This is a genomic window from Nocardia sp. NBC_00403 (assembly GCF_036046055.1).
Lineage (GTDB): Bacteria > Actinomycetota > Actinomycetes > Mycobacteriales > Mycobacteriaceae > Nocardia.
Genome location: NZ_CP107939.1, coordinates 8,241,456 through 8,263,867 on the forward strand (window position 1 = coordinate 8,241,456; position 22,412 = coordinate 8,263,867).

Annotated in this window: 23 protein-coding genes; 11 read left to right on the forward strand and 12 right to left on the reverse strand. The window is 67.0% G+C overall.

The annotated features are described in order from the left end of the window. The first annotated feature begins 3 nt into the window (after positions 1–3). From OHQ90_RS37055 to OHQ90_RS37080, 6 genes are all read left to right on the forward strand, one after another. On the forward strand, positions 4–1,542 hold the full coding sequence (locus OHQ90_RS37055; protein WP_328405675.1) for a S1C family serine protease: 1,539 nt from the start codon (positions 4–6) through the stop codon (positions 1,540–1,542). 33 nt (positions 1,543–1,575) lie between these two features. Next, a complete protein-coding gene (gene tatB / locus OHQ90_RS37060) occupies positions 1,576–1,992 on the forward strand; it encodes a Sec-independent protein translocase protein TatB (RefSeq protein WP_328405677.1) in 417 nt (138 codons plus the stop codon). Between the two features lie 85 nt (positions 1,993–2,077). Further along, positions 2,078–2,935: a hypothetical protein gene (locus OHQ90_RS37065; RefSeq protein ID WP_328405679.1), complete on the forward strand. Its 858-nt coding sequence runs from the start codon at positions 2,078–2,080 to the stop codon at positions 2,933–2,935. Positions 2,936–3,226: 291 nt separating this feature from the next. Then, a complete protein-coding gene (locus OHQ90_RS37070; protein ID WP_328405681.1) occupies positions 3,227–3,784 on the forward strand; it encodes a hypothetical protein in 558 nt (185 codons plus the stop codon). Positions 3,785–3,833: 49 nt separating this feature from the next. Then, positions 3,834–4,004 (forward strand): hypothetical protein, encoded by a 171-nt coding sequence (locus OHQ90_RS37075; RefSeq protein ID WP_328405683.1) that lies wholly within the window; start codon positions 3,834–3,836, stop codon positions 4,002–4,004. A 50-nt stretch (positions 4,005–4,054) separates the two neighbouring features. Beyond that, complete coding sequence (locus OHQ90_RS37080) at positions 4,055–5,131, forward strand: XdhC family protein (protein WP_328405685.1); 1,077 nt, start codon at positions 4,055–4,057, stop codon at positions 5,129–5,131. Positions 5,132–5,723: 592 nt separating this feature from the next. On the opposite strand, the gene OHQ90_RS37085 is transcribed toward OHQ90_RS37080, so the two are convergent. The 7 genes from OHQ90_RS37085 to dapE all read right to left on the reverse strand — a co-directional run bounded on the left by OHQ90_RS37085 (position 5,724) and on the right by dapE (position 12,269). Further along, a complete protein-coding gene (locus OHQ90_RS37085) occupies positions 5,724–5,852 on the reverse strand; it encodes a hypothetical protein (RefSeq protein WP_328405687.1) in 129 nt (42 codons plus the stop codon). A gap of 77 nt (positions 5,853–5,929) precedes the next feature. After that, positions 5,930–6,868, reverse strand: a complete 939-nt coding sequence (locus OHQ90_RS37090) for a glucosyl-3-phosphoglycerate synthase (protein ID WP_328405689.1) — start codon at positions 6,866–6,868, stop codon at positions 5,930–5,932. Continuing rightward, a complete protein-coding gene (gene folP / locus OHQ90_RS37095) occupies positions 6,865–7,746 on the reverse strand; it encodes a dihydropteroate synthase (RefSeq protein ID WP_328405691.1) in 882 nt (293 codons plus the stop codon). Before folP ends, OHQ90_RS37090 begins: the two co-directional genes overlap by 4 nt. A gap of 193 nt (positions 7,747–7,939) precedes the next feature. Further along, the gene (locus tag OHQ90_RS37100; protein WP_328405693.1) at positions 7,940–9,706 is read right to left on the reverse strand and encodes a long-chain-acyl-CoA synthetase; all 1,767 of its coding nucleotides are present in this window, start codon (positions 9,704–9,706) and stop codon (positions 7,940–7,942) included. Positions 9,707–9,709: 3 nt separating this feature from the next. Next, positions 9,710–10,300, reverse strand: coding sequence for a TIGR00730 family Rossman fold protein (locus OHQ90_RS37105; protein ID WP_328405695.1), 591 nt, complete (start codon positions 10,298–10,300; stop codon positions 9,710–9,712). Continuing rightward, positions 10,297–11,103 carry a TIGR00730 family Rossman fold protein gene (locus tag OHQ90_RS37110; RefSeq protein ID WP_328405697.1) on the reverse strand — a complete coding sequence of 269 codons (807 nt, stop codon included), beginning with the start codon at positions 11,101–11,103 and terminating at the stop codon, positions 10,297–10,299. Before OHQ90_RS37110 ends, OHQ90_RS37105 begins: the two co-directional genes overlap by 4 nt. Before the next feature lie 65 nt (positions 11,104–11,168). Continuing rightward, positions 11,169–12,269: a succinyl-diaminopimelate desuccinylase gene (gene dapE, locus OHQ90_RS37115; RefSeq protein WP_328405699.1), complete on the reverse strand. Its 1,101-nt coding sequence runs from the start codon at positions 12,267–12,269 to the stop codon at positions 11,169–11,171. 189 nt (positions 12,270–12,458) lie between these two features. Here dapE and dapD point away from each other — a divergent pair, with 189 nt between their 5' ends. After that, positions 12,459–13,406 carry a 2,3,4,5-tetrahydropyridine-2,6-dicarboxylate N-succinyltransferase gene (dapD, locus tag OHQ90_RS37120; protein WP_328405701.1) on the forward strand — a complete coding sequence of 316 codons (948 nt, stop codon included), beginning with the start codon at positions 12,459–12,461 and terminating at the stop codon, positions 13,404–13,406. Positions 13,407–13,492: 86 nt separating this feature from the next. Here the strand turns inward: dapD and OHQ90_RS37125 are convergent, their stop codons facing one another. After that, the gene (locus tag OHQ90_RS37125; protein WP_328405703.1) at positions 13,493–13,873 is read right to left on the reverse strand and encodes a PPOX class F420-dependent oxidoreductase; all 381 of its coding nucleotides are present in this window, start codon (positions 13,871–13,873) and stop codon (positions 13,493–13,495) included. A gap of 44 nt (positions 13,874–13,917) precedes the next feature. Here OHQ90_RS37125 and OHQ90_RS37130 point away from each other — a divergent pair, with 44 nt between their 5' ends. Then, positions 13,918–14,214, forward strand: coding sequence for a helix-turn-helix domain-containing protein (locus OHQ90_RS37130; protein WP_328405705.1), 297 nt, complete (start codon positions 13,918–13,920; stop codon positions 14,212–14,214). A gap of 14 nt (positions 14,215–14,228) precedes the next feature. Here OHQ90_RS37130 and OHQ90_RS37135 read toward each other — a convergent pair whose 3' ends face one another. Continuing rightward, positions 14,229–15,656, reverse strand: coding sequence for an acyl-CoA synthetase (locus tag OHQ90_RS37135; protein WP_328405707.1), 1,428 nt, complete (start codon positions 15,654–15,656; stop codon positions 14,229–14,231). Between the two features lie 159 nt (positions 15,657–15,815). Between OHQ90_RS37135 and OHQ90_RS37140 the strand changes: the two genes are divergently transcribed. Then, entirely contained in the window at positions 15,816–16,670 is an 855-nt protein-coding gene (locus tag OHQ90_RS37140; RefSeq protein WP_442941524.1) for an oxygenase MpaB family protein, read from the forward strand. Positions 16,671–17,063: 393 nt separating this feature from the next. Here OHQ90_RS37140 and OHQ90_RS37145 read toward each other — a convergent pair whose 3' ends face one another. Then, a complete protein-coding gene (locus OHQ90_RS37145) occupies positions 17,064–17,696 on the reverse strand; it encodes a TetR/AcrR family transcriptional regulator (protein ID WP_328405711.1) in 633 nt (210 codons plus the stop codon). Between the two features lie 196 nt (positions 17,697–17,892). On the opposite strand from OHQ90_RS37145, the gene OHQ90_RS37150 reads away from it, so the two are divergent. Next, complete coding sequence (locus OHQ90_RS37150) at positions 17,893–18,774, forward strand: oxygenase MpaB family protein (RefSeq protein ID WP_328405713.1); 882 nt, start codon at positions 17,893–17,895, stop codon at positions 18,772–18,774. A gap of 109 nt (positions 18,775–18,883) precedes the next feature. Beyond that, positions 18,884–19,753, forward strand: coding sequence for an oxygenase MpaB family protein (locus tag OHQ90_RS37155; protein WP_328405715.1), 870 nt, complete (start codon positions 18,884–18,886; stop codon positions 19,751–19,753). Positions 19,754–19,797: 44 nt separating this feature from the next. Here the strand turns inward: OHQ90_RS37155 and OHQ90_RS37160 are convergent, their stop codons facing one another. Continuing rightward, positions 19,798–20,751 carry a proline dehydrogenase family protein gene (locus OHQ90_RS37160; RefSeq protein WP_328413381.1) on the reverse strand — a complete coding sequence of 318 codons (954 nt, stop codon included), beginning with the start codon at positions 20,749–20,751 and terminating at the stop codon, positions 19,798–19,800. A gap of 4 nt (positions 20,752–20,755) precedes the next feature. Continuing rightward, positions 20,756–22,393 carry an L-glutamate gamma-semialdehyde dehydrogenase gene (gene pruA, locus OHQ90_RS37165; RefSeq protein ID WP_328405717.1) on the reverse strand — a complete coding sequence of 546 codons (1,638 nt, stop codon included), beginning with the start codon at positions 22,391–22,393 and terminating at the stop codon, positions 20,756–20,758. Positions 22,394–22,412: the final 19 nt, after the last annotated feature.

Sequence of the window (22,412 nt, forward strand, 5' to 3'; positions counted from 1 at the left end):
CGAGTGACCACCGAATCGACGAACTCCGGATCGGCCGACACCCCGGATTCGGCGGCCAACCGGGGGAACCTGAGGCCGTCGGACGCGCCTGTGCTCGGGCCGCGCCCGGTCTACCGCCCCCATGTCGACACCCACACGGCGCGTGCCTTCCGCCGCCCTTCGGGCCAGACCGGCTCGTTCGCCGAGTACACCGCGCCGCAGTCCGGTTCTGCCGCACCGCATCTGGGCCCCGACCTGCAGAACCGCCCGCCGGACGCGGTGCTGTCCGAGGCCTTCGGACGCCCGGAAGGCTCCACCGAACTCCTGCAGCGTGACCCCGACGCGGCCGACGCCACCGCACCTGTCGCCGGCCCTGCCGATCCATGGCGCGATCCGGCGACCGGCGCCCGGCTCGGCGCGCCCGCCCTGCCGACGCCGCAACCCGCACCGCTACCGCAGGCGAAGAAGCTCTCCGCCCGCGAAGTGCTGTTCGGTTCCCGCGTCGCACCGAAGGCGCTTGCGCTGCTCGCCGTGGTCGCGCTGGCGGTCGGCGTGCTCGGTGGACTGGTCGGCAGGCTCACCGCCGAGGCCGCAGCGCCGCTGACCTCCCGCAAGGTCGCGCTGGAGCAGACCGATGACACCGAGCGGCCGCACGGTCAGATCGCCAAGGTCGCCAATGCGGTGCTGCCGTCGGTGGTGTCGATTCGCGTCACCGTCGGCGACAACGGCGCGACCGGCTCCGGCGTGGTGATCGACGGCGCGGGCTATATCGCGACGAACAACCACGTGATCTCGATGGCGGCCCAGGACAAGTCCAATCGGGCGGCCATTCAGGTAACCTTCTCCGACGGCACCCGGGTCCCCGCACATATTGTCGGGCGCGACCCGAAGACCGACCTAGCGGTGCTGAAGGTCGATGTGAAAAATCTCACGGTGGCGCAATTGGGCAAGTCCAAAGACGTCCAGGTCGGTGACGACGTGCTGGCCATCGGTTCGCCGCTCGGCCTCAGCAAGACTGTTACCTACGGCATCGTCAGTGCGCTGCACCGTCCGGTCGCACTCTCCGGCGAGGGCAGCGACACCAAGGCCGTGATCGATGCGGTGCAGACCGACGCGTCGATCAACCCCGGCAACTCCGGTGGCGCGCTTGTCGACCTGCAGGGCCGGGTCATCGGCATCAACACCGCGATCCGCAGCGAGACCGGCGGTTCGGTCGGTCTGGGCTTCGCCATTCCGGTCGACATGGTCACCGAGGTCGCGCAGACCCTCATCCGTGACGGCCAGATGCACCACCCGATGATCGGCCTCAGCGCCCGCAGCAAACAGGTGGCGAATGAGGTGATGAGCGGCGCCGCTGTCGCCGACATCGTGCCCAACGGGCCTGCGGCGAAGGCCGGAATCGTCGAGGGCGATGTGATCGTGAAGATCGGCGATCGCGAGGTGACCGGGCCGGACGAGCTGGTCGTCGCGGTGCAGTCGAGCAAGATCGGCCAGACGGTGAACGTGCAGTTGATCCGGGACGGCAGGCAGGTGGACGTGCCGGTCACGCTGGAATCCGACTGAGCTGCGCCGAGGGTCCCCGGGTAGCCTGGATCTGTGTTCAGCAACATCGGCTGGAGCGAGATGGTCATCCTGCTCGTCGCCGCCCTCGTAATCCTCGGCCCGGAGCGACTGCCCGGCGCGGTTCGCTGGACCACGCGTAGCCTGCGCCAGGTGCGCGACTATGCCAGTGGCGCCACGCAGCAACTGCAGCAGGAGCTCGGGCCCGAATTCGAGGAGCTGCGCAAGCCGCTCGCCGACCTGAACGAGTTGCGCCAGATGTCGCCGCGCTCGATGGTGACCAAACACCTTCTCAACGGCGACGATTCGCTGCTGCGCAATTTGGCGAGCGCGGTGCCGGACCAGAAGGACCTGTTGGGCACGGCGAGTGGGATGCCGGATTACCCGATGCCGAAGCTGGAAAAGCCGTTGGACCGCAACGAACGTCCGCCGATCGACACCGACGCGACCTGAAAAGGGACGCCGAATTATTGAAACGGGCAAGGTTCTGTCAAGCAGACTAGACACAGGGGCTTGTCGAGCTGTCTAGACTTCGCACATGTCGGCCGATGACGTGGCGCGCGTTTTCGCAATCGAAAACAAGGTCGAGCGACTGAAAGCGGCCACCGATGGTGTGGCGGCGGCCCAGCAGACCATCAACGAACTCACCCGGATTCGGCGCGCGGTAATCAGGGAACTCCATGCCGAAGGCTGGACATTCGCCAGAATCGGTGCGGCCGCGGGACTTTCCCGCGCCCGCATTCATCAGGTCAGCACCCAGGGTCCGGCGCCGGAGGGATTGTTCTTCGGGCATGGCTCGATCACCGTGCTGGCCCCCGAGGTTCGCAGTGGCCGGGTGCTCGGCGCACCGGATCCCACGGCGGCACAGCGACTTGTCGAGCTGCTGCACGAGCTCGGTTTCGCTGCCGCGGTCGAGCACTTCCTCCCGGGCCGCCCCGTCGATCTGAACCGGGACGGGCTGATCGTGCTCGGCGGTCCAGAGCTGTCCCCCAGTGTGCGCCAATTGATCACGGCCGACCCGCGCCTGCGCCGCGCGGTTGCTCGGGCAGGCGACGCCCGCCGCGGTATCGAGGATCGCGCGGCTCGGCGGGTGTACCGGCCCGGCGGCCCCGAACCGCACGACATCGCCTACCTGGCGCGCCTGCCCCGCCCAGACGGTCGTGGCACCGTGCTGATCATCGATGGCCTGCATCCGCCCGGTTCACTCGGCGCCATCCGTCTGCTCGCCACACGCCTGGCCACGCTGCACGAACGTGCGGCCGCCCACCTGTTTTCGGTGCTCGTTGCGGTGCGCTACGACCGCTCAACCGGCGAACCGCAGGAAGCCGAATTGCTCACTCCCGTCTACCGGCACGACCACGATCCGAGATCGACACTGCCCGGCAGCAGGCGCTGAGTCGTAGCCGAGGCCGTTTCTGGACACCACGATTCAGCTCGTGGTCGTCGAACATGATGTGCCGGTTCGGAGCCCGGCCCGTGGCGGCCTACCTGCGCGGGTCGTGCCGCCGAGCCGGCACGGACTCGACAGGTCGACCCGGCGCCGGGATCGGTTGCAGGTCTCGACCATCCGCTGTCGGCCCGAACTCGAAGGCCCTGTGCCACACGTCACGGGCGTGTCCCGTTACGGAAATTACTACACCGATGCTTCAATAGCTGAAAGATAACTAATCGTCGGTAGGTGGGCCTGGTGAATGTTCGACGTTCGATGACAGCGCATACCGCATCCCCGGCCGAGGCGGCCCCGACAGAGCTCGTGGCGACCGGCCCGACGACCCGTGTACAGCCGACGGTCGCCACGCACCGCGTCACTTACAGCGACCGGCTGAAGGTGTTCATCCGACCCGACGAGACGGTCGACAATTTCCTCCGCCCGCTGTGCAGGCTGGACGGCTACCACCGCTACTCGGTGAACATGAGCAGGCTGCCGTCACCGATTCCGGCCACCGACATCACCACGGCCGTCGGCTCGGCGCGCGGCGCCAGCGCCGTCCAGTGCACAGGCTCGACGAACGCGCTGGTCATCGAGATCTGGACAGCCGTCGATGGAGTACCGCAACACTTCATCATCGGCCTGCCCGGCAGTCGCGACAGCGAGCCGACCGTCTGCATCCCGGACGGGACCGACTTCCTGCGCGTGTATGCGGACGAAGTCTTCACCGCCGAACGCGCCGCGGAGGTATTCGCGACCTACTTCCATACCGACGACATCCCGCCCGGCTTCCAACTCCGCGAGGTGCTCGGCTGATGCGGATGCACCGTGCCATAACAGCAAGCGGCCACCCGCGGCGGCATCGGTGAACATGCTCATCGTCGGTGCTGTCGTCATCGTGCTCGGACTGCTCATCATGCTGACCGCTGTCCTGTTGCGGACCCGCTCCCCGCGTACTCACTTGACCGTGGCGGACCTGCAGGCACGCCTGGCCGAGGAAGGCGGCGCCGACCACGCCGAGCCGACCCGCGAGTGAGGACGGCCGAGCGCCGCGACGAGTAGCCGTTGCGTAGCTAGTCTGGTTCCGTGCGCACCGTGCTCCAGCAGTTGATCACGCTGACCCGTCGTGGGCCGGTGGCACTGGCGCGGATCGTGGATGCCACCGGCGCCGCACCGCGCGACCCTGGGGCCGCCATGGTGGTCACCGCGGCAGGTGAGGTATTCGGATCGCTGTCGGGCGGCTGCATCGAATCTGCCGTCGTCGAGTCGGCGCGGCAGGTGCTCGCCACCGGGCATGCGATGAGCGACCGATTCGGTTACGCCGACGGCGACGGTCTCGAGGTGGGGTTGACCTGCGGCGGCGAGATCGAGGTCTTCGTCGAACGGGTCGACAGCGATCGCCTTTCGGTGCTGGAAGCGCTGCGACAACAGATCGGCGCGGGTAGTCCAGTGGCGCTTATGACAACGCTGGACTCGGCCGCGGAGTGGAAACTCCTGCGGCCCGGCAATTCCGAGCCGTGGCGTGGCATGGATAAGGACGCGCAGGCCCTGCTCACCGCCGGAGGCAGCGGGGTGGTCGGCGCGCAGGAGCGCGAAACGGCGCAGACGCCGCGACCCCGAGTCTTCGTGCAGACCTTCGGTGTTCGGGCCCGCATGATTCTGGCGGGCGCCAACGATTTCGTGCGCGCACTCGCCAGGACCGGTCGCCAACTCGGCTACCGGGTCACCGTGGTCGATGCCCGCGAAACCTTCGCGACCACAGCGCGATTCCCCGCCGCCGACGAAGTGGTCGTCGACTGGCCGCACCGATATCTGGAGGCGCAGCGGGCGGCAGGGCGGATCGACCGGCGCACCGTGGTCTGCGTCCTCACCCACGACACCAAGTTCGATGTGCCCGCGATCGCGGCCGCACTGAACATGGACGACATCGCCTTCGTCGGTGCATTGGGTTCGCGCCGCACCCATGCCGAGCGCACCGAGCGACTACGCGCCGCAGGCGTCACCGACACCCAATTGTCGCGACTGAAAAGCCCACTCGGCCTAGATCTCAACGCCCGCACGCCCGACGAAACAGCGATCTCCATCGCCGCCCAAATCCTCGCCGAACGCGGGCGCACCTCGGCACGCCCTCTCAACCAGCTCGCCGGCCCCATCCACCACTGACCGCCGTTCAGCCGAGCTCATGGGAATGGTCGACAAGCAGCCGCCAGCAACCGTTTCTATGCGGTTGACCTGAAAGCCCGACAGCGCCATCACAGCCAGTCGACCATGCTGGACCTCATGCCTGAGCTGCGGAAGCAGCAAAGCGGTTAGCCGGCCTGACGCGCCCAGCACGGCCCAGGCAATCCACTGGATGGCAACCCTCTTCGGGACCGCCAAGGCCTGGAGACTCCTCGATAGGCGCTCCTACCAGTGGTTTCCCGAGCAGCGCTGGGCACGTTGGGTGCCGTACCCGACTTGATCTTCCGCAGACCGGTCAACAGGCACACAGCTCACAGCGTGAGGACTGGCTGTGGTTGCGTCACAAGCACTTCAGGTATCGAGCGTAGTAAAGGTAATCCACTGGTAGGCACAGCTCCTCGGACAGACCAACCCCGGAGCACGTCCCCGACACAACTCTCCGTCGGCGAACGTTCGATAGAACTCGGTGAATGCACAACAGAACTCGGTGAGCGGCACATAGCTGCGGCACACGCCGAATAGCACTCACGCTGATGTGCCACTCGCCGTTGCCGTTGCCGTTGCCGTTGCACGGCTACGGAGCCGGGCTCCACGCTCGAAGCAGGTGTTCGATCCGCAGCGGGATCTCACGAATGCGGCGGCGGATGGCGTGGTGCACGGCGTTCACAATGACGGCATTGAGCACGCTCTTGGCTGCGAACATGCCGACCCGGTACGGACTGCGACCCAGGCTAGCGATCCAGCAGCAAACTCGACAGGACTTGCCGAGCCGACGATCGATCAGGCGGCCGCGCGAGCCGGGCGCAGCGTGTTCATAGGCGGGCGATCGGCCAGCGACACCTCGGTGCTGTGCGCGGTGAAGGCGTCACCGACCAGCGGGAACTGGGTGAGCGCTGCGCCGGAATCCTGCACGCCGCTGCGGCCGAGCACAGTGCCGAGAATCTGGCGGCTCATTACGCCGAGATCGGCGAGCGGGCGATTGCGGTGGGTGCGCACGCCGAGGTTCACCTGACCGATCGCGGGCATGCCGAGCTGGTCGTAGGTGTCGAGCAGCAGCCCGATCTCGACGCCGTAGCCGGGGGCGAACGGCACCGATGTCAGCAGTTCCCGGGTGCCCGCGTATTCGCCGCCCAGCGGCTGCAGCACATCCGACAGCTCGGGGCGCAGCGCGGCCAGCAGCGGGCGGGCGACGAGTTCGGTGACCCGGCCGCCGCCGTGCGCGTCCACTGCGGCGCCCTGGCGCAGTGGCCTGCGGTAGTAAGCCTTGACCAGATGCATGTCCTCGACCGTCAACAGTGGGCCGAGCAACTTCGGCACGAAGGCCGGATCCGGGTCGATCAGATCCGAGTCGACGAAGGCGACCAGGTCACCGCTGGTTACCGCCAGCGAGCGCCACAGCACCTCGCCCTTGCCCGGCAGCGGATCGAGTTCGGGAACGGCCTCTTCGCGGCTGATCACGTCGGCGCCCGCGGCGCGCGCGCGTTCGGCGGTCGCGTCGGTCGACCCGGAATCGAGCACCACCAGTTCGTCCACCAGCGTGCCGAGCAGGGGCCGGATACTGGCCACCACGTCGGCGACGGTGCGTTCTTCGTTCAGCGCGGGCAGCACCACGGAAACGGTGCGCCCGTTCTTGGCGGCGACGAGTTCGTCCACCGTCCACTCGGGTGTGTCCCAGGTATTGGTCGTCGCCCATGCGGGCTCGCGGTGTTGGATTTTCATACCAGACCTCGCAGGGTTCGTGCGGGGGGCCGGATGCCCTGAATCGCGGCGATCATGTCCACGACGCGCCGGGTTTCGGCAACCTCGTGTACTCGGAAGACTCGGGCGCCTGCCGCTGCCGACCATGCTGTTGCCGCCAATGTGCCCTCCAACCGTTCGGAAAGACCGACACCTAGAGTCTCCCCAATAAAATCCTTGTTGCTGAGTGCCATCAAGACTGGCCATCCGGTATTTACAAGAATGTCTATTCCCCGCAATAACTCGAGCCCGTGGTAAGTGTTCTTGCCGAAATCGTGGGTCGGATCGATCAGAATCGAATCCTTGCGCACCCCCGCCGCGACCGCATTCTCTGCGGCCGCGACCACGGTATCGGTCACTTCGGGCACCACATCGGCGTAGCGCACCCGATGCGGCCTGGTCCGCGGAATCGCGCCGCCTGTGTGGCTGCACACGATGCCGACACCCAATTCCGCCGCGATCCGCACCAGATCCGGGTCGGCGCCCGACCAGGTGTCGTTGATCAGATCAGCGCCCTCGCCGACCGCCTCGGCGGCCACCTCGGCCCGCCAGGTGTCGATGCTGATCAGCAATTCCGGGTACTTCGCCCGGATCGCCGCGACGAACGGGACCACTCGTCTGGCTTCCTCGGCCGCATCGACCAGCGTTCCTGGACCCGCTTTGACCCCGCCGATATCGACAAGGTCGGCACCTTCGTCGACCGCACGCGCGACGGCGTCCATGGCCGCCTCGTCGGTGAAGGTTGCGCCCTTGTCGTAGAAGGAATCGGGCGTGCGATTGACGATCGCCATGACGAGCGCGCGATCCGTCGCCACCGGCTTGCCGCACAAAGTCGGGAGCGGCGCTACGGGGCTGAACATGCCCCCGACTGTAGCTAACCCACCTCGCTGTCCGCCTGACTGTCCGCTGCACAGCCCGCGTCCGGCGCGTATTGGGGCCGTACAAATCGAGCATCACAAAGGTCGAACTCAGGTCCGGCGTTGGGTACGGATCAGTTTTGGGCGTACCCGACGAGTTACCCGGGTGCTGACGAAACCGGTTGTCGCGTTCAGCTCACTTCGGTGCGCGCCCCGCGGCCACGTCGATGGCGTAATCGTCGTAGGCGGGCACGTAGCCCTCGGCACGACCGGCCAGGACGTACAGGGTGCTGTCGGCGTCGGGTTGGTAGCCCTGCTTGCGTAAGTCCACTTTGCGGCTCTTGAAGGTGGAGGTCTGCTCGAGCTCCGGCACCACCCGGATGAACAGTGGCACGGCATACCCGGGCAACTGCGCGTAGACCTGCTCGGCGAGCGCAGGCCCGTCGAATTCGGCGTCGGGGTACAGCGTCACCGCACCCATGCCCGCTTTGCCGTCGGCGCCCGGAATATCTACGCCGTAGACAACGGCCTGCGAGATCGCGGCGGTCGCGGCAAGGGCCCCTTCGACCTCGGTGGTCGCGACGTTCTCGCCCTTCCAGCGGAAGGTGTCGCCGAGCCGGTCGACGAAGGCGATGTGATGCATACCCTGATCGCGGACCAGGTCGCCGGTGTCGAACCAGAGGTCGCCGTCCTTGAAGCCGTCGCGGACCAGCTTGGCCTCGGAGGCGGCCTTGTCGGTATAACCGTCGGCGGGCGAGCGGCTGGTGACCTTGGCGAGCAGCAGTCCGACCCCGCCCGAGGGGACGCGCCGCAGCCGTCCGTTCTTGCCGCGCTCGGCTTTTCCGGTGGTGTCGTCGTATTCGACGATCGCGTACGGCAGTGGCCCGAAGCCTGCGGTACGGTCCACTCCGAACGCATTGACGAAGGCGATGTTCACCTCGCTCGCGCCGTAGAACTCGACAATCCTGTCGATGCCGAAACGCTTCTTGAATTCGTCCCACAGCTCCGGCCGCAGCCCGTTGCCGACGGCGAGCCGGATCTTGTGGCGGTGCTCGACCGGCTTCGCGGGTTGGTTGAGCAAATACCGGCACAGCTCACCGATGTAGATGAACGCGGTGGCCTTCTCCCGGATGATCTCGTCCCAGAACCCGGACACGGAGAACTTCCGGCCGAGCGCGAACGTGCCCCCCGCGGCCAGCACCGACGACAACGCGACGGTCAGCGCGTTGTTGTGGTAAAGCGGCAGGCAGCAATACAGAGTGTCGGTGCTGCGCAGGCGAATTCCGAGCCCGCCGAGTCCGGCCATGCTCTTGGTCCAGCGCAGGTGTGTCATCACACTGGCCTTCGGCAACCCGGTGGTGCCGGAGGTGAAGATCAGGAAAGCCCGCTCCTTCGCGGTGACCTGCGCGCAACTGGGCGGATCGGTGGCGTCGGCGGACTCGGCGGCGGCGTGCAGTTCTTGCGCGTCGAGCACATTGGCGAGTGGCCCCGGCAGCGAGTCCAACGCCGCTGCGCATTCCGCGCCGACGACATTCAGCACACTGTCGAGCAGGCCGAAGCTGTGGGCGAGCACCGTGTCGCGCTGATGATGGTTGAGCAGTCCGACGGTCGCGCCCAGCTTCACCGTCGCCAGCACCACGAACAGCGTTTCCGGCCGGTTGGTCATCAGCACGCCGACCACGTCGCCGCGCCGAACACCGCGCTGGGCGAGCACATTCGCGTATCTGTTCACCTGTGCGTTGGCGTCGCGGTAGCTGAAGGTCTTGCCCTCGAACCGCAGGAAAGGGCGGTCCGGATGACGGTGCGCGTTGCGCTGGAAGTACAGCCCGACCGAGGATCTGTCGCCGGGTCGGACCAGCATGCTCATCGCGCCCCGAAGCATGGAGGGAGCGTCGACCGCCATGCCCGGCAGTCGTTTCGCCACATCGAGCAAGCTGACGGTCGGGCGAGCGTCGGTGCTCACGCGTCAATTCTCCTTGTCCGGGGTGGCACTGTCGTCCAGTGCCGCAAGGGGTTCCAGCGCTGCGAAGGCCGACCGCAGATCGGTGACCACGGTGATGCGGTCCCTGGCGAACTGGGACACGAACTTTCGGTCGTAGAGCTCGTCGAGCCAGCGGAACAGACCCGTGTAGAAGCCGTCCTGGTCGAGAATGACCACGGGCTTGTCGTGCTGCCCGAGATAGCCACCGGTCCAGGTCTCGAAGAATTCCTCCAGCGTGCCGATACCGCCGGGCAGCGTGAGGAACGCATCGGCGCGATCCTCCATGACCTGCTTACGCTGACGCATGGTGTCGGTGACAACGAGTTCGTCGGCGTCGACATCGGCGACTTCCTTGTGCACCAGGTGCTTCGGGATCACGCCGACCGTATTCGCGCCACCGGCGCGCGCCGCGGTAGCGACCGCGCCCATCATCGAGACGTGCCCACCACCGGAAACCAATTGCCAACCGCGCCTGGCGATTTCGGTACCAACCCGGGCGGCGAGCCTGATGTGGGCCGGGTCGGCAGTGCTGGCCGAGCAGTAGACACAGACGGAGTACCCCGCAGCCGCGCTCACCACTGATCCTCCGTCCCGACCGCATCCAGGCTCCCACCGTTCTCGGCCGCGGCGAGGACGATCTCACAGACCTCGTCGACGTTGTCGGTGACATGGAGCAGCCCGAGATCACCCGGCGATATCTTGCCGGAGCCCGCTAGGGAATCGCGCAGCCAATCCACCAGCCCCGCCCAGTATTTGGTGCCGAACAGGATGATCGGGAAGCGGGTGATCTTGCGGGTCTGCACCAGGGTGAGCGCCTCGAACAGCTCGTCGAGAGTGCCGAATCCGCCGGGCAGGCAAACGAAGGCCTGCGAGTACTTCACGAACATGGTCTTGCGGGCGAAGAAGTACCGGAAGTTGATCCCCAGGTCGACCCACTCGTTGAGGCTCTGCTCGAACGGCAGCTCGATACCGAGGCCGATCGAATATCCGCCTGCCTCCGATGCGCCGCGATTGGCCGCCTCCATGGCGCCGGGTCCGCCGCCGGTGATCACCGCGAAACCGGACTGCGCGAGCGCGCCGCCGATGGCGCGTGCGGCCTTGTACTCCGGGTGGTCGGCATGGGTGCGCGCGGAACCGAAAACCGTCACCGCGCGCGGCACCTCGGCCAGGGCGCCGAAGCCCTCGACGAATTCGGCTTGGATGCGCAGCACCCGCCACGGGTCGGTGTGCACCCAGTCGCTCGGCCCGTGCTGATCCAGCAGATTCTGATCGGCGGTGCCGCCCGGTTTGCGATCGCGGCGGAACATGATCGGTCCGCGGTACTTGGGTGTCGACTTCGGCGTGCTTACGACCTCGTTATCGGCGGCTTCGGTGGACATGGCGCCCACGGTACCGGGCCGGGGCGCAGCACAGGGTTGCACCGCCGTCCCGTGCCGAATCTCGATCAGACTGCGCCGGTCAGATAGCTGCGCAGCATGGCGGCGACCGCCGTGATCTGCGCGACGGGGACGTGTTCGTCGCGCTTGTGGGCGAGGTTCGGATCGCCGGGGCCGAAGTTCACGGCGGGGATGCCGCGGGCGGCGAAGCGGGAGACGTCGGTCCAGCCGTATTTGGCGCGCACGCCGCCGCCACCATGGGAGTTCACCGAGGCGATGAGGTCCACGGACGCGGGGGCGGTGAGGCCGGGCAGTGCACCGGCCGCGGAATCGGTCACCTCGAAGGCCAGATCGAGCCCGGCGAAGACCTCGCGGACATGGTCGACGGCCTGCTCGACCGAACGGTCGGGGGCGAAGCGAAAGTTCACATCCACCTCGGCGGCATCGGGGACGACATTGCCCGCGACGCCGCCGACGACGCGTACCGCGGACAGGCCCTCGCGGTAGACGCAGCCGTCGATATCGACCTCGCGCGCTTTGTAGTCGGCGAGGCGTTGGAGAACCGGTGCGAGTCGATGAATGGCGTTGTCGCCGAGCCACGCTCGCGCCGAATGCGCCCGCACGCCCGCCGTGGTGAGCCGAACACGCAGCGTGCCTTGGCAACCCGCCTCGATCCAGCCGCCGGAAGGTTCGCCGAGAATCGCCATATCGCCGTCGAGCCAGTGCGGGAGCTCGCGTTCGATGCGACCGAGCCCGTTGAATTCGGCCGCGATCTCCTCGCAGTCGTAGAAGATCAGGGTCAGGTCGTGCACCGGTTCGGCGACGGTGGCCGCCAGGTGCAGGAACACCGCGTCACCGGACTTCATGTCGACGGTGCCGCAGCCGTGGAGCACCTGCTCCCCTGCCTCGTTCACCTCGAATCGGCTCGGCACGTTGTCGGCGATGGGCACGGTGTCCAGGTGCCCGGCCAGGATCACTCTGGTCGGCAGGCCACGATCGGTGCGGGCGAGCACCACGTTGCCGTGCCGGAGCACCTCGAATCCCACGGTCTGCTCGCGCAGCGCCCCTTCGACGATATCGGCGATCCTCGCCTCGTCGCGGGACACACTCTCGATATCGACGAGGGCGGCGGTGAGCTGGATCGGGTCGGCGCGCAGATCGAGGGTCACCGCCTCAGCCTAGGTCCGTGCCCATCGCGATCGGCACCGAGGACGGGCACCCGGCCGTCGACCGCGCGCCCGGCTCGCAGCGGCGAACGCCCGCCGGCCGGTCCACTCCGATAGCCGGACCGCACCGTGCGCTCGACGTCACAGACGTGCGGTCCGGCCACAGGACCGCGGTCGGTATTCTCTCTTGACGTGAGCATTCAGGGAGCAACAGCAGTCGGCATCGCCAATGTGACCGCGGACGGAACCGTCCTGGACACCTGGTACCCGAACCCGCAACTGGGCGAGTTCGCCGAGACCGGCACCAAGCGGCTGGACCAGGCTCCCGATGAGCTCGCGGCGCTCGTCGGCTTCGACGATGCCCGCGGCGTCGAGGCGATCGCGGTGCAGACCACCATCGCCGATCTCGCCGCAGCCCCGGTCGACGCGCACGACGTCTACCTGCGCCTGCACCTGCTCTCGCACCGCCTGGTTCACCCGCATGGGCTGAACCTCGACGGCCAGTTCCGTCTGCTCAGCAATGTGGTGTGGACCAACCACGGCCCCGCGGCGGTGGAGGGCTTCGAGCTGACCCGCGCCAAGCTGCGCGCCCGCGGGCCCGTCACCGTCTACAGCGTGGACAAGTTCCCGCGGATGGTGGATTACGTGCTCCCCTCCGGCGTCCGCATCGGCGACGCCGACCGGGTCCGCCTCGGCGCGCATCTGGCCTCGGGCACCACGGTCATGCACGAGGGCTTCGTGAACTTCAACGCGGGCACCCTCGGCACCTCGATGGTCGAGGGTCGCATTTCCGCGGGCGTTGTCGTCGGCGACGGCTCCGACGTCGGCGGCGGCGCCTCCATCATGGGGACCCTCTCCGGTGGCGGCACCACTGTCATCTCCGTCGGCGAGCGTTCGCTGCTCGGCGCGAACGCCGGCCTCGGCATCCCGCTCGGTGACGACTGCGTGCTGGAAGCGGGCCTGTACCTCACCGCGGGCACCAAGGTCGCCACCCCCGACGGCACCGTCGTCAAGGCTTCGGAGCTGGCAGGCCAGAACAACCTCCTCTTCCGCCGCAACTCCCTGACCGGTGCCGTCGAAGTGGTGCCACGCAAGGGAACCGGCATCGAGCTCAACGCCGCCCTGCACGCCAACGACTGACCCCGCGCCAGCAGCGAGGGTAGTGACATGGTGGCCGATACTGCGGCCCGGAACCACCATCTCACTGCCCTCGACACCGACAGCGTTCAGTTGCTTTCGACGAGCCCGAAGGCAATGATTCGGTGCGGGTGGATTCGTATCAACTCGCCGATTTCACCGTCGATGTAGGACTGCACACCGGTCAGAGCCTCTGCGGTGCCGCGGATTTCGAGGCACCGCACCCGCCAGGGCTGCACCGAGACGACATCGTCGACAACGAAGGCCACCCGATCGTTGTCGGCGAGGTTGCGAAACTTCTTCGAGGCGCCCATATTCCAGCCGCCGATGTCGATCGTGCCGAGTTCGGCGTTATAGCGGAAGCCGACGGGGCTGTTCTGCGGCGATCCATCCGGACGCACCGTCGCCAAGCGGCCGAGCCGCTGCGTGTTCAGGTATTCGAGCTGTTCCGGCGTCAGAGTTGCGGTCATGCCGCGACTGTAAGACCTCGACCTAAGTAGAGGTCAATACCGAAATGCCCCCGGTTCACCCGCTGGACCTGCTCGACGACGACACCGATATCGCGAGCATGTCCGCAAGTGTGGGTCTGTCGGCCCGGCGCCCGCGGCAACTGTCGGTCCAGACGATCGGCGGACCGCTGACCGCACTGCGGCGCTGGCATCGGCTGCGCGAGGCCGGACTACAACTGCCCTTCCGCCCGGCCGCCGAGGTGGCCGCGCACGCCGGGTTCGCCGATCAGCCGCACCTGATCCACACCATGGTCGCGCTGTGGGGACGCACCCCCGGGTCGTCGGAGGCCCGATTGGCCTGAGGCGTAGACGGCGCTCACCCGAGCAGTTTCTTCTGCACCTTGCCCATGGCATTGCGCGGGAGCGCCGCCACCACGCGGACCTCGCGTGGCCGCTTGTGCACCGAAAGCTGCTCGGCCACGTGCTCGATGAGCGCCTTCTCGATAGAATCCGTTGCCGCGCTGCGCAGTACGACATAGGCGACGATACGCTGACCGAGGTCGGCGTCAGGGAGTCCGACGACGGCGGCCTCCGCGACCTCGGGATGCCCGAGCAGCGCGGTCTCCACTTCGCCCGCGCCGATGCGGTAGCCGCCGGACTTGATGAGGTCGACCGATTCCCGGCCGACGATGCGGTGGAAGCCGTCGGCGTCGATGGCCGCGACGTCGCCGGTCTTGAACCAGCCGTCGGCGGTCCAGCATTCGGCGGTCGCCTCGGGCCGGTCGAGGTAGCCGTCGAAGACCATCGGCCCCTGCACCTGGAGCCCGCCGATGCTTTCGCCGTCGTGCGGGACGGGCACACCCGATTCGTCACGGATTCGGGTTCGCACGCCCGCGACCGGGACGCCGACCCAACCGGGTCGGCGCTCGCCGTCGGCCCGCGTGGACAGCGTGATCATTGTTTCGCTCATGCCGTACCGTTCGATCGGTGCGTGGCCGGTGAGCTCGCGCAGCCGCTCGAACACCGGCACCGGCAATGGCGCACTGCCGGAGACGAGCAGGCGTGCCTTCGCCAATTGCCGTGCGGCATCAGGATCCTCGGCGATGCGAGACCACACCGTCGGTACACCGAAGTACAGCGTGCCCGGCGCGTCCGCGTATGCCTGCGGGGTCGGCTTGCCGGTGTGGATCAGCGGGCTGCCCACGCGCAGTGGGCCCAGCACCCCGAGTATCAGTCCGTGCACGTGGAACAGCGGAAGCCCGTGCACCAGAACGTCGTTCGCGGTCCACGACCAGGCGTCGGCGAGGGCATCGAGCCCGGCCGCAATGGCGGCGCGGCTGAGCACAACACCCTTGGGGAGGCCGGTCGTCCCTGAGGTGTAGAGCACGAATGCCGCTGCGGCAGGATCGGGTTCGGGGTAGGTGTGCCACGAGCGGGCATGGACGCGGACCGGGACCACCGGCAGCATCGTCCCCGCAGGCGCCTCCCCCAGCCACGCCTGGGCTCCCGAATCGTTCAGCATGTGCTCGAGCTCGGCGATCCCGGCGTCCGGTGGCACCGGAACGACGGTGACCCCGGCGATGAGGCAGCCGACCACCGCGAGCACGGTGCCGATGGTCGGCTTGGCCAGCACCGCGACTCGCTCCGCACGGGCGATACGTTCGGCCACCGAGGTCGCCGCACCGAGTAGGTCGCTGCGTGACAGCGTCACGCCGTCGATAGTGACCGCATCGGGGATGTCCTCCCCGGCGGCGACCGCGAGCGGATTCAGGGACCGAAGCAGCAGGGGCGCACCGAACGACATTCGCTCACGCTACTTCGGCGGCGCACGAACCTGTCGCACCGCCCGAGGCGTGGCCGCGCCGATCACAGCTCGATGAACCTGCGCGCGGCTGTTGACACGCCCATGAGGCAGTGAGAACGTTGATCCATATCCTTCTCAGCAACGAGAACGGGGTCGATGATGACCAGCCCGCTTGGCGCACCCACCCACCCGTCGACGCAGCCCGAGGAGTTCGACGTCGGGCAGTATCTCGACGGGTCCGCCGCGTTCTTCGGCGCCGCCGCGAACGTCATCATGCAGCTCAGCACGCGACCGGTCGGCTATGGCGTAGTCGAGAGCACCGTCGACAGCGGCAAGATCATGCTGCACCCGATCAAACGGACCAGAACCACGCTCACCTACCTCGCCGTCGCCATGCTCGGCGATGACGACGAGCGCGCGGCCTATCGCGACGCCATCAACCGCTCGCACAAACCGGTGCGCTCGACCGCGAACAGCCCGGTGAAGTACAACGCCTTCGACCCGAAACTGCAGTTGTGGGTGGCCGCCTGCCTGTATTGGGGGGCTCGCGACCTCTACGAGCGCATGCACGGCCCGATGGACGACACTGTCGCCGACGCGTTCTATCGGCACGCCGAACGACTGGGCAGCACGTTGCAGATGCGTTCGGACCTGTGGCCCGCCGACCGGTCCGCGTTCGATTCCTACTGGACCGAGAACTTGGCGAAGACGACCATCGATCCCCCGATCCGCGAATACTTCTGGGAGATCGTCGATCTGAAGATGTTCCCGCGCCCGGTGCAGCTGACCTTCGGCCGATTGCACCGCTGGGTGACCACCGGACTACTGCCCCCACATCTGCGCACTGAAATGGGTATGACCTGGAGTGCGCGCGACGACATAGCGCTGGCCAGGCTGCTGCACACGGTCGGCGCCATCGAAGGCCGAATGCCGAAGCAGATCAAGACTTTTCCGGTCAACGCCTTCCTATGGGACATGCGCATCCGGCGACGGCTCGGCCTGCGCCTGGCCTGAGTCCCGGGTGGCCGGACGATCTAGGCGGCTGCCTCGCCTTCGCTCGGCCCGGCGCGGGCTGCGGTCGGACTACATCCGGCTGCGCCTATTAGGCGGCTGCCTCGCCTTCGCTCGGCCCGGCGCGGGCTGCGGTCGGACTACATCCGGCTGCGCCTATTAGGCGGCTGCCTCGCCTTCGCTCGGCCCGGCGCGGGCTGCGGTCGGACTACATCCGGCTGCGCCTATTAGGCGGCTGCCTCGCCTTCGCTCGGCCCGGCGCGGGCTGCGGTCGGACTACGCCCGGCTGCGCCTATTAGGCGGCTGCCTCGCATTCGCTCGGCCCGGCGCGGGCTGCGGTCGCCTCGCATTCGCTCGGCCCGGCGCGGCTGTCGGCGGACTTCGTCCGACAGGCCATCAGGTGACACGGAACGAGACTACGACGTGGTCGCGCGCGAACTTCCGCGCCGCCACATCGTCACCCAGCGGAATGACCGTCTGCGGCGTGAGCGCCAGCGAAACCGCCGTCCGCGCAATCATTTCGGCGAGCGGCTCCGGGTCATAGTCGGGCAGCTTGCCTTCGCCCTGGAGCCGGGTGATGAATTCGGCGAGATAGTCGCGACCCATTTCGATGACCGGAGCACCCTTGACCGTGAGGTACGGCAGCACGATCTCCGGCTCGGTCTTCAGCAGCCGGTCCAGTAATTTGTTGCCGCGCAACCCATTCAGGAAGGCGACGAACAGCTCGACGATCTGATCCTCGGCGCTCGCGTCCCGATCGACCTGCCGCTGCAGGGTGGCGTCCACCTCGTCGATGAACTGACGCGCTTGGCGCAACCCGACCGCTTGGATGAGATCGGACTTGCTGGCAAAACGCCGATAGAGGGTCGCGAGCGAGAGCCCGCAGCGCCGGGCTACCTCGACCATGCTGGTGCGCTTGATGCCGAAATCAAGGAATGCCAGCAGGGCGGCGTCGAGCACCCGCGCTTGATTGCGGTCCTCGGGGCCGGTACTGCGCACCAACGCCAACAGTCTGGTCAGCCTCGCCATGTCCCCACCCCTATCCACGTCGGTGAAACGATGACACCAACAGCATTGCATGCCATCATCGGCGATTGGGTACTAACTCGTCATCGCGCGCGGGCAGTGATCGACACCACGTCGAGGCAATGAGAAGGTTTAAGACAAATCTTTTCATAAGTTCGCTCGCAGCAGTGCGGATGGACACAGAAAGACGAGGTCAACAATGACCGCCCCCTTGCGCAACGACGGCCACGGGTCGGACCCGGATCGCGCCCGATCGTCGGTTCCGCCATTCACTCCAAAGACCATCGGCGCACACCTGGACGGCATCGCCGCCTTTCTCGGCGGCACCGCCAACGTGATCATGCAGCTGAGCCTGCGCCCCGTCGGGCGCGGCGTACTGGAGAGCACGGTCGACAGCGGCAAGGTCACGCTGCACCCGATCAAACGCCTGCGCACCACCCTGAGCTATCTCGCCGTCGCACTCATGGGCACCGACGAGGAACGCGCACGCTATCGGGCCGCAATCGACGAATCGCATCGACCGGTCCGGTCGGGCGCGTCGAGCCCGGTGGCATACAACGCCTTCGACCCGACGCTGCAACTCTGGGTGGCCGCCAGCCTCTACTGGGGCATCGACGATCTCTACACGCGCATGCGCGGGCCGATGGATCCCGACACCGCCGAGGCGTTCTATCAATACTGCGCCCGACTCGGCACCACGCTGCAGCTGCGGCCGGAAATGTGGCCGGCCAACCGCTCGGCATTTCAGAAGTACTGGGACGAGAACCTGGCCACCCGCTCGATCGAGCCCGAGCTGCGCGACTATTTCAACGACCTGATCGATCTGAAGATGATGCCGCGACCGGTTCAGCGCAGCTTCGCCGGACTGCAGCGCTTCCTCGTCGCGGGCCTGCTACCGCAGCACCTGCGCGACGAGATGCACCTGACCTGGTCCGACCGTGATCAGCGCCGATTCGACCGGTTGCTGCGGGGGATCTCGGCGGTACAGACCCGACTGCCGAAGCCGGCACGGCTGTTCCCACTGAACATCTACCTCTACGACCTGCGCAGACGGATGCGCCGAGGCACACCACTGGTATGAGACCACCCGGACTACCGATTGACACTCTCCGCGAGTCGATGAGAAGGTGAGCACTCAAAGCTCTCACCGTTCAACCATCGCACCACGATCAGGAAAGACGAGGCCAACGATGACCGCGCCCCTTCCCGCAACGACGCCCGAACCGGCCCTGCGCTGCCGCTACGGCACGGCCGACGACTTCGCCGTCGACGAGATGTGGAGCGGCGTCGCGGCCTTTCTCGGGGGCACCGCAAACGTCATCATGCAGCTGAGCCTGAAGCCCGTCGCCTACGGCGTCATGGACAGCACGGTCGAGACCGGCCGGGTCGATCTGCACCCATGGAAGCGACTGCGCACCACGCTCACCTATCTGGCGGTCGCGATGATGGGTACCGAGGAGGACCGCGCGGTTTATCGAGAGGCCGTCAACCAGTCGCACCGCCCGATCCACTCCGAGCCGGGCGCGGCGGTCGAATACAACGCCTTCGACCCGAAACTGCAGCTGTGGGTGGCCGCCTGCCTCTACTGGGGCGTCGTCGATCTCGAGGAACGACTGCACGGCCCGATGGACGAGGACACCGCGGAGGTGTTCTATCAGTACGCCGCCCGGTTCGGGACCACGCTGCAGATGCGCAGGGAGATGTGGCCCGCCGACCGAAAGGCGTTCGCGGAGTACTGGAACACCAATCTGGCAACCAAGACCATCGACGCACGCACCCGCGCCTATTTCGACCATCTCATCGACCTGAAGATGGCCCCCCGGCCGCTGCGGGTCTTCGCACCGTTCCAGCGGTTCGTGGTCACCGCCCTACTGCCACCGCAGCTGCGCGACCAGATGCGCATGACCTGGACCGCACGGCACAACCGGCTCGCGGTCGCGCTGCTGGGCGCCATCGGGGCCGTACACGGCCGACTTCCGAAGCAGGCCAGGCTCTTTCCGATGAATGCCTTTCTCTATGACATGCGCAGGCGGCATCGTCTCGGTAAGCCGCTGCTCTGATCGACCGATCTCCCGCGGCGCGACCGAGTGACCCGAGCACTGCGTCAGGAATCACCGGCCAGCGCGCGGAGGAAGAACGCCAGGTTCGCCGGACGCTCGGCAAGGCGGCGGGTGAGATAGCCGTACCACTGGTCGCCATAGGGCACATACACCCGCATCGCGGTGCCCGCGGCGGCCAACCGCCGCTGCTCGGCGTCGCGAATGCCGTACAGCATCTGCTGCTCGAATCGGCCTGTGCCCCGACCGGTTTCGGCAGCGAGCTGCTGGGCAGCGGTGATGAGCACCGGATCGTGTGAAGCCACCATCGGGTAACCGGCGCCGCGCATCAAGGTGTCGAGGCAGCGTAGGTAGGAGTCGGTGACCTCGGAAGCGCGTTGGAAGGCGACGGCACGCGGTTCACGATAAGCGCCCTTGCACAGCCGGATTCGCACCTCGGCACCCGACAGCTCCCGGCAGTCGGCCTCGGTGCGGTACAGGTAGGCCTGCAATACCGCTCCGAGCCAGGGAAATTCGGCACGCACGGCATGTACTGTCGCCAAGGTCGCATCGGTGGTGGTGTGGTCCTCGGCGTCGACGGTGACCCACACGCCCGCCTGCACGGCCTTGGCACACAGGATGCGCAGATTTTCGGTGGCGGTCGCGGGTCCGTCGTCCGGCAACGCCTGACCGAGCGCGGACAGTTTCACCGAAACCTCGATCCGCGCGGCCGCGCCGCCGCTGCGGCCGTCGTCCAAGACCGCGAGATCATTGATCAACGAAAGATATTCCGCGAGCGTGGCATCCGCCTGAGCACGGTCGGTGGTGTTCTCACCGAGGAAGTCGACACTGATCATCCGACCACTGCCCAGTAGTCCCCGCACCACCGGGATCAGCTCGTCGCGGGTTTCCCCGGTCACGAACCGACGCACGATGTTCGCCGTGACGGGAATCCCGGTGAGCATTCGCTTCATCCGCGGCGACCCCGCCACGGCGAGAATGGCAGGCCGCAGCGGATTCATCACGCTACGCCTCCTCCATGTGCGGGTACCTATAGTCCGTCGGCGGCACGAAGGTCTCCTTGACGGTGCGCGGCGACACCCACCGCAGCAGGTTCAGTGGCGACCCGGCCTTGTCGTCGGTGCCGGAGGCGCGGGCGCCACCGAAGGGCTGCTGGCCGACCACCGCACCAGTGGGCTTGTCATTGACATAGAAATTGCCCGCCGCGAATCGCAGTGCGGCGGAGGCCTGTTCGATGGCGTGCCGGTCCTGGGCGAACACCGCACCGGTCAGCGCGTAGGGCGCAGCCGATTCCACCTCGGCGAGGATGGCCGGATAAGCCCCGGGTTCGGTGTCGTCGTAGACATGCACCGACAGGATCGGCCCGAAATATTCGGTGGCGAACGACTCGTCGCGCGGATCGTCCACCAGCAGCACCGTCGGCCGCACGAACCACCCTTCACTGTCGTCGTATGCACCGCCCGCCGGGATGGCGATCCCTGCCGCCCGTGCTCGCTCGATGGCGGCCACGTTCTTGTCATAGGCGCGTCGATCGATCAGCGCGCCACCGAAGTTCGACAGGTCGGTCACATCGCCGTAGGTCAGTTCCCTGGTCAGCGTCAGGAAGTCGTCACCCATCATGCGCCACACGGATCGGGCGATATACGCGCGTGAGGCGGCCGAACACTTCTGTCCCTGATACTCGTAGGCACCTCGAATCAGCGCGGTGCGCAATGCCTCCGGATCGGCAGACGGGTGCGCGACGATGAAGTCCTTGCCGCCGGTCTCACCGACCAGCCGCGGATACCCGTGGTAACGGCCGATATTGGCGCCCACCTGTCCCCACAGGTGCTGAAAGGTCTTGGTGGATCCGGTGAAGTGGATGCCGGCCAGCCGCGGATCGGCCAGCGCCACTTCGGAGAGCTCGACGCCGCTGCCGGTCAGCATATTGATCACCCCAGGCGGCAGGCCCGCCGCCTCGAGCAGCCGCATCGTGTAGAACGCCGACAGTGTCTGCGCCGACGACGGTTTCCACACCACGGTATTGCCCATCAGCGCGGGCGCGGTCGGCAGATTCCCGGCGATCGCGGTGAAATTGAACGGGGTTATCGCGTAGACGAAACCTTCCAGCGGCCGGTAGTCGAGCCGATTCCACACCCCCGCACTCGACTCCGGCTGCTGCTGCAGAATCCCGCGCGCGAATGCCACATTGAACCGCCAGAAGTCGACCAGTTCGCACGGCGCGTCGATCTCGGCCTGCTGGACCGTCTTCGACTGACCGAGCATGGTCGCGGCGGCGACGGTTTCCCGCCACGGCCCCGCGAGCAGATCGGCGGCTCGCAGGAAGATGGCGGCCCGCTCGTCGAACGGCAACCTGCGCCAGCCGGGCGCGGCGGCCATTGCCGCTTCGATCGCACCGCGCGCTTCGGAGTGAGTGGTATCGGTATAGGTCCCCAGCACCTGGCGGTGTCGATGCGGCGCGACGATCGGGTGCCGCTGCCCGATGCCAGGTCGATGTTTACCCCCGATCACCAGCGGCACATCCACGGAGTCCGCGGAGATCTCGGCGAGTTCGGCAACCAGCGACTCCCGCTCACGACTACCCGGTGCGTAGGAATGCACCGGCTCATTGCCGGGGGTGGGGACAACCGTGACAGCGTCCATAAACCAGGCTAACGCCGTT